At 63.7% G+C, this 12114-nt stretch carries 10 protein-coding genes; 9 read left to right on the forward strand and 1 reads right to left on the reverse strand.

The annotated features are described in order from the left end of the window. The first annotated feature begins 60 nt into the window (after positions 1 to 60). The 3 genes from AWB79_RS00595 to aroG all read left to right on the forward strand — a co-directional run bounded on the left by AWB79_RS00595 (position 61) and on the right by aroG (position 3913). Positions 61 to 894: a carbon-nitrogen hydrolase family protein gene (locus tag AWB79_RS00595; RefSeq protein ID WP_061165442.1), complete on the forward strand. Its 834-nt coding sequence runs from the start codon at positions 61 to 63 to the stop codon at positions 892 to 894. A gap of 120 nt (positions 895 to 1014) precedes the next feature. Further along, entirely contained in the window at positions 1015 to 2481 is a 1467-nt protein-coding gene (gene tldD, locus AWB79_RS00600; RefSeq protein ID WP_061165443.1) for a metalloprotease TldD, read from the forward strand. A 358-nt stretch (positions 2482 to 2839) separates the two neighbouring features. After that, positions 2840 to 3913: a 3-deoxy-7-phosphoheptulonate synthase AroG gene (aroG, locus tag AWB79_RS00605; RefSeq protein ID WP_061165444.1), complete on the forward strand. Its 1074-nt coding sequence runs from the start codon at positions 2840 to 2842 to the stop codon at positions 3911 to 3913. Between the two features lie 76 nt (positions 3914 to 3989). Here the strand turns inward: aroG and AWB79_RS00610 are convergent, their stop codons facing one another. Then, on the reverse strand, positions 3990 to 4553 hold the full coding sequence (locus AWB79_RS00610; RefSeq protein ID WP_061165445.1) for a cob(I)yrinic acid a,c-diamide adenosyltransferase: 564 nt from the start codon (positions 4551 to 4553) through the stop codon (positions 3990 to 3992). A gap of 428 nt (positions 4554 to 4981) precedes the next feature. Between AWB79_RS00610 and AWB79_RS00615 the strand changes: the two genes are divergently transcribed. The 6 genes from AWB79_RS00615 (at position 4982) to proC (ending at position 12084) form a co-directional block, all read left to right on the forward strand. After that, positions 4982 to 6400 carry an FAD-binding oxidoreductase gene (locus AWB79_RS00615; RefSeq protein ID WP_061165446.1) on the forward strand — a complete coding sequence of 473 codons (1419 nt, stop codon included), beginning with the start codon at positions 4982 to 4984 and terminating at the stop codon, positions 6398 to 6400. A 75-nt stretch (positions 6401 to 6475) separates the two neighbouring features. Then, complete coding sequence (locus AWB79_RS00620; RefSeq protein WP_061165447.1) at positions 6476 to 8020, forward strand: FAD-linked oxidase C-terminal domain-containing protein; 1545 nt, start codon at positions 6476 to 6478, stop codon at positions 8018 to 8020. Between the two features lie 156 nt (positions 8021 to 8176). Next, positions 8177 to 9265, forward strand: coding sequence for a glycolate oxidase subunit GlcE (gene glcE / locus AWB79_RS00625; protein WP_061165448.1), 1089 nt, complete (start codon positions 8177 to 8179; stop codon positions 9263 to 9265). A 23-nt stretch (positions 9266 to 9288) separates the two neighbouring features. Then, complete coding sequence (gene glcF, locus AWB79_RS00630) at positions 9289 to 10515, forward strand: glycolate oxidase subunit GlcF (RefSeq protein WP_061165449.1); 1227 nt, start codon at positions 9289 to 9291, stop codon at positions 10513 to 10515. Between the two features lie 46 nt (positions 10516 to 10561). Beyond that, on the forward strand, positions 10562 to 11257 hold the full coding sequence (locus AWB79_RS00635; protein ID WP_061165450.1) for a YggS family pyridoxal phosphate-dependent enzyme: 696 nt from the start codon (positions 10562 to 10564) through the stop codon (positions 11255 to 11257). A gap of 14 nt (positions 11258 to 11271) precedes the next feature. Continuing rightward, positions 11272 to 12084: a pyrroline-5-carboxylate reductase gene (proC, locus tag AWB79_RS00640; protein WP_061165451.1), complete on the forward strand. Its 813-nt coding sequence runs from the start codon at positions 11272 to 11274 to the stop codon at positions 12082 to 12084. The last annotated feature ends 30 nt before the right edge of the window (positions 12085 to 12114 follow it).

Genomic DNA, 12114 nt, shown 5'->3' on the forward strand with positions numbered 1-12114 from the left:
CGTTACCGAGCGCGTCGGCGACGCCGTTTTCGTCCCCATTTTTATCAGCGCACTTCACACATGAGCGAAAGATCGAGCGAAAACACGGGCAAGCCGTTTCAGGTCGCCGCGCTGCAAATGGTCAGCACGCCGGATCGTGACCGCAATCTGTCCGACGCCGGACAACTCATCGCGCAGGCTGCGCGCGACGGAGCGCAACTGATGCTCCTGCCCGAATATTTCTGCTACATGGGCATGAAGGACACCGACAAACTCGCGATCCGCGAGACGCCGGGCAAAGGTCCCATCCAGCAATTTCTTGCGGACGCGGCGCGCGAGCATCGCGTATGGATCATCGGCGGGACGCTGCCGCTGCAATCCGAGGAAGCGGATCGCGTGCTGAACACGACGCTCGTGTTCGATCCGTCCGGCAAGCAGGTCGCGCGCTACGACAAGATTCATCTGTTCAATTTCGAGAAAGGCGAAGACAAGTTCGACGAAGCGCGCACCATCCGCCCGGGCAGCGAAGTGCGAACCTTCGATGCGCCGTTCGGGCGCGTCGGCTTGTCGGTGTGCTACGACCTGCGCTTTCCGGAGCTGTATCGAAAGCTAGGCGATTGCGCGCTGATGGTCGTGCCGTCCGCGTTCACCTACACGACCGGACGCGCGCACTGGGAGACGCTGCTCAAGGCGCGCGCCGTCGAGAACCAGTGCTATGTGCTCGCCGCGGCGCAAGGCGGCAATCATGAGAACGGGCGACGCACCTGGGGTCACAGCATGCTGATCGATCCGTGGGGCGAAATCGTCGATGTAAAGGACGAGGGACCGGGCGTCGTGATCGGCGGCATCGACCTCGAACGCATCGCCGCCGTGCGGCAGAGCCTGCCGGCGTACCGGCATCGCGTGATCGGCTGAAGCGCAACTTGAAGACGCGGGTTTCCCCCCGCACATCACCCTGACAGAATCAGCCCTTAGAATAGGCTGCAATTCGTCTGAAATATCATCGAACGTCACAGAACTCGCAATAGGCACCGCATGAACATCATCGAACCCGGCATTCGCAACCTGGTCACGGCGAAGGACGTTTTGCTCACGCCCTATGGCCTCGACGAAGGGCTGATCACGCGCACGCTCGCGGAGATCTTCGAACATCGCGTCGATTACGCCGACCTCTATTTCCAGTCCACGCGCAGCGAAGCGTGGAGCCTCGAGGAAGGCATCGTCAAATCGGGCAGCTTCAGCATCGATCAGGGCGTGGGCGTGCGCGCCGTGTCCGGCGAGCGCACCGCGTTCGCTTACTCCGATGACCTCTCGCCCGAGTCGATCCGCCAGGCGGCGATCGCCACGCGCGCGATCGCCAAGGCCGGCGGCGGCAAGCATCGCGTGAAACCGGCGAGTTCGCTCACCGGCGTGTCGGGCCGCGATCTTTATCTGGCCGCCGATCCGCTGCATTCGCTCGAGGCCACCGCGAAGGTGAAGCTCCTGGAGCGCGTCGAGCAGATGGCGCGCGCGAAAGATCCGCGCATCACGCAGGTGATGGCCGGCATGGCCGGCGAATACGACGTCGTGCTCGTCGCGCGCAGTGATGGCGCGCTCGCGGCGGATGTGCGCCCGCTCGTGCGCGTGTCGGTGACGGTGATCGCCGAGCAGAACGGACGACGCGAAATCGGCACGGGAGGTGGCGGCGGACGTTTCGACTACGGCTATTTCACCGATGCGATCCTGCAGAAGTACGTCGATGACGCCGTGCATGCCGCTCTCGTGAACCTCGAAGCGCGCCCCGCTCCGGCTGGCGCGATGACCGTCGTGCTCGGGCCGGGCTGGCCGGGCGTGCTGTTGCACGAAGCGGTCGGACATGGTCTGGAAGGCGATTTCAACCGCAAGGGATCGTCGGCGTTCGCGGGACGCATCGGCGAGCAGGTGGCGGCGAAGGGCGTCACGGTCGTGGATGACGGCACGCTGCCGAATCGTCGCGGCTCGCTCAATATCGACGATGAAGGCAACCCCACGCAATGCACGACGCTGATCGAGGACGGCATTCTCAAGGGCTACATTCAGGATTCTCTGAACGCGCGCCTGATGAAGATGCCCGTAACGGGCAATGCGCGCCGCGAGTCGTATGCCGCGCTGCCGATGCCGCGCATGACCAACACGTACATGCTCAACGGCGACAAGGACCCGCAGGAGATTCTGGCGTCGGTGAAGAACGGCTTGTACGCGGTGAATTTCGGCGGCGGTCAGGTCGATATCACCAACGGCAAGTTCGTGTTCTCGGCGTCCGAGGCGTACATGATCGAGAACGGCAAGATCACGTATCCGGTGAAGGGCGCGACGCTGATCGGCAGCGGTCCGGAATCGCTCAAGTACGTGACGATGATCGGCAACGACATGTCGCTGGATAGCGGCGTGGGCGTCTGCGGCAAGGAAGGTCAGAGCGTGCCGGTGGGCGTCGGTCAGCCGACCTTGCGCATCGAGAAGATGACGGTGGGTGGTACTGTTTGAGGTTTTGCAGGTTGCGCGGGAATTCCGCATTGTCGGGGCGCATTTCTGGCGTGTTTGCTCGCTCCGATGCGGAATATCCGCGTTTTCACCACTGCAGGGTTGTCAGCGCCGCAGGTTTGCGGTTATAAAAGCAGTCACAACTTTTTCGACCGACGTTCGATTCCTTTCCGATCCATCATGTCCGCCAAGTTTTATTTTTATTTCTTTTGGCATCTCAAGCCGCTGGCGGATCGAGAGGGGTAAGTCTTACACAGGTCGAACAGACCGAATTCCCGAAAAACCGCCAGCGAGTCTGGCGGTTTTTTTTCGCCCTTTCGCCCTTTTTAGTTCGAATCACACGCGCTGTAGGAGAACAGAAATGCCCCCGCACAATACCGATGACGTACGCATCCGTGAGCTCAAAGAGCTGACCCCGCCCGCGCACCTGATCCGCGAGTTCCCTTGCGCCGAGCCTGTTTCCGAGCTGATCTACAACGCGCGACAGTCGATGCATCGCATTCTTCATGGGATGGATGACCGGTTGATCGTGATCGTCGGGCCGTGCTCGATTCATGATCCGAAGGCGGCGATGGAGTACGCGGGACGGTTGATCGAGCAGCGCAAGCGCTTTGCCGGTGAGCTGGAAATCGTGATGCGGGTGTACTTCGAGAAGCCGCGAACGACGGTCGGCTGGAAGGGGCTGATCAATGATCCGTATATGGATAACAGCTTCAAGATCAACGATGGTTTGCGGAAGGCTCGCGAGCTTCTGATGAATATCAATGAGATGGGGCTTCCGGCTGGAACGGAATACCTCGATATGATCAGTCCGCAGTACATCGCTGACCTCATTTCGTGGGGGGCGATTGGGGCGCGGACGACCGAATCTCAAGTTCACCGCGAGTTGGCTTCTGGTTTGTCCTGCCCGGTCGGGTTCAAGAATGGCACGGATGGGAATGTGAAGATTGCCGTCGATGCAATCAAGGCGGCGTCGCAGCCTCACCATTTCCTGTCGGTGACGAAGGGCGGGCATTCGGCGATTGTTTCGACAGCGGGGAATGAGGATTGCCACATTATTCTGCGTGGCGGTAAAGCGCCGAACTACGATGCGGCGAGTGTCGATGCTGCTTGTAGCGATATCGGGAAGGCTGGATTAGCGGCGCGGTTGATGATCGATGCGAGTCACGCTAATAGCTCGAAGAAGCATGAGAATCAGATTCCCGTGTGCGAAGACATCGGCCGTCAACTCGCCGCAGGCGATGAACGGATTGTCGGAGTGATGGTGGAATCGCATCTTGTTGCTGGGCGGCAGGATTTGAAGGAAGGATGCGAATTGATCTACGGGCAGAGCATTACGGATGCCTGTATTGGGTGGGATGAGAGCGTGAGGGTGTTGGAGGGATTGGCGGAAGCCGTTAAGCAGCGGCGGGTGGTGCGAGGCGGCGGTAATTAACCGGCGCATGCGGTCGCGGAAGTCTCGCGACCGCCAGCTATTCCCCGGCAAACTATCAGAAAGCGGCGGCGAACATTCAGGCATCGGTTCCTTGTCGGGTTTTCCACTGAACATCCTTGCCGCCATCCGCGCGATTCAACACCCGCGCGAAGACGAATAGCAAATCCGACAACCGATTCACATATCTCCGCGGCGCTTCATTCACTCCCGCCGCCTCGACGCGCCCCAGCGCCACGATTACCCTCTCCGCCCGCCGACAAACCGTCCGCGCAACGTGAGCAAGGGCCGCCGCTCTCGACCCGCCCGGCAAAATAAACTCCTTTAACGGCGGAAGCGTCGCGTTGTACTCCGCGAGCCACGTATCGAGGCGTGCGAGATGCGATTCCTGAATCATCGAATGTCCGGGAATTGACAACTCACCACCGAGATCGAAGAGATCGTTCTGAATCCGCGTCAATGCATCACGGACATCGGAAGGCATCGGTTCACAAAGCAGAACGCCAATACAAGAATTCAACTCATCCACATCTCCGATCGCGGCGATGCGCGCATCGTCTTTCGGCACGCGGCTACCATCGCCCAAACCAGTCGTACCGTCATCTCCGGTGCGCGTGGCGATCTTGCTCAAGCGGTGACCCATCACAGACTCCCCGAATCAAAGAAAAGCAGACAAAAAGGTCGACCCATTATAGGCACGCCCCAGCGCCCTAAAACCGCGTCCGGAAAATCGCCCCAAACCGCCGCGCCTCCGCCGGCAAAACCCCGCCCCGCCGACCCACGCCTCAAACGCGTAAAATGAGATAAAGCTTTCGCGCGAATCGAGAACGGCGAGTTGGAAAGACGACGGGAGAAAGGGCGAAAAAGCGGCAATCCGGCAAGAGTCGACAACCCGCCAAACGCAGCACACCCCGTATTCAACCCAGCGAACCCGACCACATCACGCGAAACCCGCAACACCCATACCAAGCGCGACCGTCAAGCAAGCACGCAAGACCAGCGCAACCGCAGAACCAAGCCGCACAACCAACAACACAAAGCGCAAAAGCCGCCTCGCCCGGAGACACGCACGTGAACCACCCGACCGAACACCAGTCGCTCCAGAAGCGCCCCTTCCCCGCCGCGCTCCTCGAAGCCCTGAAGCAAAAATTCGCCGACCGCGTATCCACCGCGCAGGCCGTTCGCGAACACCACGGCCGCGACGAATCTCCGTTCGACCCCGAGCTCCCCGACGCTGTCGTCTTCGCGCGCAGCACGGAAGAAGTGCAATCGATCGTCAGGCTCTGCGCCGAGCACAACGTGCCGATCATCCCCTACGGCAACGGCTCATCGCTCGAAGGACACCTGCTCGCGGTTCAAGGCGGCGTCTCCATCGACCTGTCCGAGATGAATCAGGTCGTCTCGATCAACGCCGAAGACCTCACGGTGACGGTCCAGCCCGGCATCTCTCGCAAGCAACTCAACGAAGCGCTCAAGGACACCGGCCTCTTCTTCCCGATCGATCCCGGCGCGGACGCCAGCATCGGCGGCATGTCCGCGACGCGCGCCTCCGGCACCAACGCCGTGCGCTACGGCTCGATGCGCGAAAACGTCCTCGCGCTCACCGTCGTCCTTGCCGATGGCCGCATCATCAAGACCGGCACGCGCGCGCGCAAATCGTCGGCGGGCTACGACCTGACGCGCCTGTTCGTCGGCTCGGAAGGCACGCTCGGCGTCATCACCGAAATCACCGTGCGTCTCTATCCGCAACCCGAGGCGATCTCGGCGGCCGTTTGTGCGTTCCCGTCGATGGGCGACGCCGTGCGCGCCGTCATCGAAACGATCCAGATGGGCGTGCCGATCGCGCGAGTCGAATTCGTCGACAAGCTCGCGGTGCGCGCGATCAACCGTCACTCGAACCTGACGCTGCGCGAATCGCCGATGCTGTTCTTCGAATTCCACGGCACCGAATCGGGCGTCAAGGAACAGGCGCAGACGGTGCAGGACATCGTCGCGGACAACAAGGGCGAAGACTTCGAATGGGCCACGCGCCCCGAAGACCGCAGCCGTCTCTGGAACGCGCGCCACTCCGCCTACTTCGCGATGCTGCAACTGAAGCCCGGCTGCCGCGCCGTCACCACCGACGTCTGCGTGCCGATCTCGCGCCTCGCCGAATGCGTCGAGGAAACGGAAAGGGATCTGATTGCATCGCCGCTGCCGTGTCCGATCGTCGGCCACGTCGGCGACGGCAATTTCCACGTCGCGATGCTGCTCGATCCGAACAAGCCCGAGGAACTGGAAGAAGCGGAGCGCCTGAACCAGCGCGTCGTCGCGCGCGCGCTCAAAATGGGTGGCACCTGCACCGGCGAACACGGCGTGGGACTGCACAAGATGGGCTTTCTGATCGACGAGCACGGCGCCGACGCCATCGACACGATGCGCGCCATCAAACAGGCGCTCGATCCGAAGAACCTGATGAACCCGGGGAAAATCTTCACTTTCGAAGGCTGACGAAGTCGCGCAAGATGCACGCATGAGATAAGCGCACTGAAAGCACGGACAGCGCAGGCACGAAAAGGAGGAGACATGAACGCACCCGACGAGCTCAAACCCGGGCAGATGTCGCCCAACCTGCCACACGAGGAAGCGCCCGCGCTCTCCGAGGATCAACTCGCCGCGCGTCAACGCGAGGTCGTCCAGGCGTTGATGGCGGTGTTGCCCACGCATTGCCTGCTGTTCCGCGAGGAAGATACCGCCGCGTACGAATGCGATGGCCTCGCCGCTTACCGGCGTCTGCCGCTCGCGGTAGCGCTGCCCGAAACCGAGGCGCAGGTGCAGCGCGTCGTGCAGATTTGCGCGCGTCTTTCCATTCCGATTGTGCCGCGCGGCGCGGGCACCGGCCTGTCCGGCGGCGCGATGCCGATCCGTCACGGCATCGTGTTGTCGCTGGCGCGCTTCCGCAAGATCGTCGAAGTCGATCCGTATGCGCGCACGGCAACCGTGCAGCCCGGCGTGCGCAATCTCGCCATTTCGGAAGCGGCCGCGCCGTACGGGTTGTACTACGCGCCCGATCCATCGTCGCAGATCGCATGCACGATCGGCGGCAATGTGTCCGAGAACTCAGGCGGCGTGCACTGCCTGAAATACGGTCTCACCGTCCACAACGTGATGCGCGTGCGCGCGGTGACGATGGACGGCGATGTCGTCGAGTTCGGCTCGCTCGGGCCGGATGCGCCCGGTCTCGATCTGCTCGCCGTGCTGATCGGCAGCGAAGGCATGTTCGCGATCGTCACCGAGATCACCGTCAAGCTGATCCCGAAGCCGCAGACGGCGCAAGTCATCATGGCGAGCTTCGACGATGTCGTGAAAGGCGGCAACGCGGTCGCGGCGATCATCGCGGCAGGCATCATCCCTGCGGGCCTCGAAATGATGGACAAACCCGCGACACGTGCGGTCGAGGAGTTCGTCAACGCCGGCTACGACCTCGACGCCGCCGCGATCCTGCTGTGCGAATCCGACGGCACGCACGACGAAGTGGCCGAGGAAATCGTCCGCATGACGGCGGTGCTGCGCGAGCACGGCGCGGCGCGCATCCAGATTTCGCGCTCGGAGACCGAGCGCCTCAAATTCTGGTCGGGCCGCAAGAACGCGTTCCCGGCGGCGGGCCGCATCTCGCCGGACTATTACTGCATGGACGGCACCGTGCCGCGCCGCGCGATCGGGCCGCTGCTCAAGCGCATCGAGGAGATGGAGAAGAAATACGCGCTGCGCTGCATCAACGTGTTCCATGCCGGCGACGGCAACATGCACCCGCTGATCCTCTTCAACGGCAACGATCTCGACGAATGGCATCGCGCGGAAGCTTTCGGCTGCGACATTCTCGAATGCTGCGTCGAGCTGGGCGGCACGGTGACGGGCGAACACGGCGTGGGCATCGAAAAGATCAATTCGATGTGCGTGCAATTCTCGCCGGAAGAGCGCGACACGTTCTTCGCGGTCAAGCGCGCCTTCGATCCACCGGGCCTGCTGAACCCCGACAAAGGCATTCCGACGCGCGCTCGCTGCGCAGAATACGGCAAGATGCATATCCGGGGCGGGCTATTGCCGCATCCCGAATTGCCGCGCTTCTGAGCCTTCGAAAAAAGGCGCGCGAAGCCCGGCGCGCGTTCCGCTATCCACGTTTGTCCGAGTGCGACGGCGTTAAGCGGTCGGTACAATCGACCGGACAGCCGTAAGTCAGCCGAAACCGAAGTCGAATACAGAAATCGACGAACAAGCGGAACATCCATGGAACAGGACGACATCGTCGCCGGCTGGTCGGAGAGGATCGCCCGGGCCACCGAAACCGGCACGCTGCTGCGCATTCGCGGCGGCGGCACGAAGGACTGGTACGGCCAGACGCTCCAGGGAGAGATCCTCGACACGCGAGCCTGGCGCGGCATCATCGCCTACGATCCGGCGGAGCTGGTCATCACCGCGAAGAGCGGCACGCCGCTGGCCGAAATCGAAGCCGCGCTGCGCGAGCACAACCAGTGTCTGCCATTCGAGCCGCCCCACTTCGGGCGCAACGCGACGCTGGGCGGCTGCATCGCCGCCGGGCTCGCCGGGCCGCGCCGCGCCTGGACCGGCGCGCCGCGCGACTTCGTGCTCGGCGCCGTCGTCATGAACGGCAACGGTCAGGTGCTGCACTTCGGCGGTCAGGTGGTGAAGAACGTCGCGGGCTATGACGTCTCGCGCCTGCTCGCCGGATCGCTCGGCACGCTCGGGCTGATCCTCGAATTGTCGATCAAGGTGCTGCCGCGCCCGGTCGCCGAAGCCACCCTCAAATTCGACATGCACGCGACCGACGGCGTGCGCAAGCTCAACGAATGGGGTGGCCATCCGTTGCCGATCACCGGCAGCGCGTGGCGCGACGGTACGCTGGCGCTGCGTCTCGCGGGCGCCGAAGCCGCCGTGAAAACCGCGCGCAATACGCTCGGCGGCGAAGTGGTCGATGCTGTGGAGGCCGACCGTTTCTGGATCGGCATGCGCGAGCAGACCGACCCGTTTTTCGCCGTGATCGAGCCGCGTTCGGCGCTGTGGCGCCTCGCGCTGCCGTCGATCGCGGAGCCGCTGCATCTGCCCGGCGCGCAGTTGATGGAATGGGGCGGCGCGCAGCGCTGGTGGATCACCGACACCGACCCGCAAACCGTACGCATCAGCGCGAAGCAGGCGGGCGGCCACGCGACGATTTTCCGCGCCGGCTCCGCCTACGACCGCAACGCGGGCGTGTTCACGCCGCTGCCCGCGCCGCTGATGAAGATTCATCGTGGATTGAAAGCCGCATTCGATCCGGCGCGCATCTTCAATCGCGCGCGTTTGTATCCCGACTTTTAGCTTCCCGACTTCCAGGCGCTTCGATGCAAACCAATCTCGCCGATTTCATCCGCGGCACGGCCGATGGCGACGAGGCCGACGCCATCCTGCGCAAGTGCGTGCACTGCGGTTTCTGCACGGCGACCTGCCCGACGTATCAGTTGCTCGGCGACGAGCTCGACGGGCCGCGCGGGCGCATCTATCTGATGAAGCAGATGCTCGAAGGCGCGCCAGTGTCGCGGAGCACGCAACTGCATCTGGACCGCTGCCTCACCTGCCGCAATTGCGAGAGCACCTGCCCGTCGGGCGTGCAATACGGACGGCTCGTCGAGATCGGGCGCAAGGTCGTCGAGGAGAAGGTCGAGCGGCCGATGCGGCATAGGCTGCAACGGCGCCTGCTCGCGAGCTTCCTGCCCAATAGCACGCTCTTCACGCCAGCGATGAAGCTCGGCCAGCAGTTTCGCGGCATCCTCCCGCGCAAGCTGCGCGCGAAGATTCCGGTGCCCGAGCGGCCGCTCGTCGCGCCGACGGCCAAGCACGAGCGCAAGATGCTGATGCTCGCGGGCTGCGTGCAACCGGCGATGATGCCCAACGTCAACACGGCGACGGCGCGCGTGTTCGACGCGCTCGGCATCGAGATCGTCACGGCGCCGGGCGCGGGCTGCTGCGGCGCGATCCGCCTGCATCTCGGCTACAACGACGACGCGCTCGACGACGTGCGCAACAACATCGATGCATGGTGGCCGTATGTGGAAGACGGCGTCGAGGCGATCGTGATGAACGCGTCAGGCTGCGGCGCGACGGTGAAGGAGTACGCGCATCTGTTGCGCAACGATCCGAAGTACGCGGAAAAGGCGCAGAAGATCGTCGATCTGACGCGCGATCTGGCCGAAATCCTGCCGATGTACGAAGAAGAACTCGTCTCGCTCGCGCGCCGTCGCGGCGTCCACACGGTCGCGTTCCATCCGCCGTGCACGCTGCAGCACGGGCAGCAGATTCGCGGACGCGTCGAGCAATTGCTGACCGCGCTCGGGCTCGAAGTACGCCTGCCAGCGGACAGCCACCTCTGCTGCGGATCGGCGGGCACCTATTCCGTGCTGCAGCCGAAGCTCTCGTACACGCTGCGCAATCAGAAGCTCGACAGGCTGGAGAAGCTGGAGCCGCAAGTGATCGTGTCGGCGAACGTCGGCTGCATCGCGCATCTGCAAAGCGGCACGTCGACGCCCGTGACGCACTGGATCCAGTTGCTGGAGCATCTGCTATACGGCTGAAGCCGCTTCGTATAATGAGTGGCTCGATCGCCCTGAACGCCCAAGCATGTCCATCGCTCAACAACTCGAAGAAGTCCGGCAACGCATCGCGAAAGCGGCGCACGACGCGTCGCGCGATGCGTCTTCCGTGCACCTGCTCGCCGTCTCCAAGACGTTTCCCGCCAGCGACGTGCGCGCCGCCTTCGAAGCCGGCCAGCGTGCGTTCGGCGAAAACTACGTGCAGGAAGGCATCGCCAAGATCGCCGAACTCGCCGATGTGCGCGGCGAGATCGAATGGCATTACATCGGGCCGCTGCAATCGAACAAGACGAAGGTCGTCGCGGAGCAGTTCGACTGGGTGCATTCCATCGACCGCCTGAAGATCGCCGAGCGGCTTTCCGCACAGCGTCCCGAAGGCGCGCCCGCGCTCGAAGTGTGCATTCAGGTGAACCTCAGCGGCGAGGCGTCGAAGAGCGGCGTCGAGCCAGACGAAGCCGCGGCGCTCGCGCATGCGGTCGCCGCGCTGCCGAATCTGCGCCTGCGCGGCCTGATGTCGATTCCCGAGCCCGCCGAGACGCTCGATGCGCAACGCGCGCCGCACGCACGTCTGCGCGAACTGATGGACACATTGCGCGCGGACGGACTTCAACTCGACACGCTCTCGATGGGCATGTCCGCCGACCTCGAAGCCGCCGTGCTCGAAGGCGCGACGCTGGTGCGCATCGGCACCGCGATTTTCGGCAAGCGTACTTACACCAACTGACCACTCCACTCATCATGAAGATTGCATTCATCGGCGGCGGCAACATGGCCGCGGCGCTCATCGGCGGTCTCATCAAGCGCGGCGTCGCGCCCGCCGGCATCTACGCCATCGACATCAACGACGAAGCGCGCGAGCGCACCGGCAAGCAGTTCGGCATCGCGACCGGCGCCGCCATCGACGAGAAACTCGCCGGCTACGACGCCATCGTGATCGCGGTGAAGCCGCAAGTGCTCAAGGGCGTGGCGGAGGCGCTCGCGCCGCATCTGTCGAAGCAGACGATCATCAGCATCGCGGCGGGCATCCGCGCGACGGATCTCTCGCGCTGGCTCGGCGGCTACGCGCAAATCGTGCGCACGATGCCGAACACGCCCGCGCTCATCGGCATGGGCGTGACGGGTCTGGCCGCCCTCCCCGGCGTCTCGGATGCGGCGAAGGCGCTTGCATCGCAGGTGCTGGAAGCGGTCGGCACGGCGGTCTGGTTCCACGACGAATCCAGGCTCGACGCCGTCACCGCGATTTCCGGCAGCGGCCCGGCGTACGTGTTCTATTTCATCGAGGCGATGCAGGAAGCGGCGCGCCAGCTCGGCATGGACGAGGAGCAAGGTCGCGCGCTCGCCGTCGCGACCTTCACCGGCGCGGCGCAACTCGCGGCGCAATCGGGTGAACCCGCGAGCGTGCTGCGCGAGCGCGTGACGTCGAAGGGCGGCACGACGGCGGCGGCACTCTCATCGTTCGATGCGCAGGGCGTGAAGGACGCGATCGTGCGCGGCGCGCTGGCGGCAGAGGCGCGCGCGAAAGAGATGGGGGATGAACTGGGCGCGGCTTGAGAAATCGCTGCGCTTCGGACTGACGGGCGG

Origin of the sequence: Caballeronia hypogeia, from assembly GCF_001544875.2 — a bacterium.
Lineage (GTDB): Bacteria > Pseudomonadota > Gammaproteobacteria > Burkholderiales > Burkholderiaceae > Caballeronia > Caballeronia hypogeia.

What these genes read in the sequence shown, in the direction of transcription:
- AWB79_RS00595 (WP_061165442.1), top strand. Translation starts at nt 61, where the DNA reads ATGAGCGAAAGATCGAGCGAAAACACGGGCAAGCCGTTTCAGGTCGCC.
- aroG (WP_061165444.1), top strand. Translation starts at nt 2,840, where the DNA reads ATGCCCCCGCACAATACCGATGACGTACGCATCCGTGAGCTCAAAGAG.
- glcE (WP_061165448.1), top strand. Translation starts at nt 8,177, where the DNA reads ATGGAACAGGACGACATCGTCGCCGGCTGGTCGGAGAGGATCGCCCGG.
- proC (WP_061165451.1), top strand. Translation starts at nt 11,272, where the DNA reads ATGAAGATTGCATTCATCGGCGGCGGCAACATGGCCGCGGCGCTCATC.
- tldD (WP_061165443.1), top strand. Translation starts at nt 1,015, where the DNA reads ATGAACATCATCGAACCCGGCATTCGCAACCTGGTCACGGCGAAGGAC.
- AWB79_RS00620 (WP_061165447.1), top strand. Translation starts at nt 6,476, where the DNA reads ATGAACGCACCCGACGAGCTCAAACCCGGGCAGATGTCGCCCAACCTG.
- AWB79_RS00610 (WP_061165445.1), bottom strand. Translation starts at nt 4,553, where the DNA reads ATGGGTCACCGCTTGAGCAAGATCGCCACGCGCACCGGAGATGACGGT.
- AWB79_RS00635 (WP_061165450.1), top strand. Translation starts at nt 10,562, where the DNA reads ATGTCCATCGCTCAACAACTCGAAGAAGTCCGGCAACGCATCGCGAAA.
- glcF (WP_061165449.1), top strand. Translation starts at nt 9,289, where the DNA reads ATGCAAACCAATCTCGCCGATTTCATCCGCGGCACGGCCGATGGCGAC.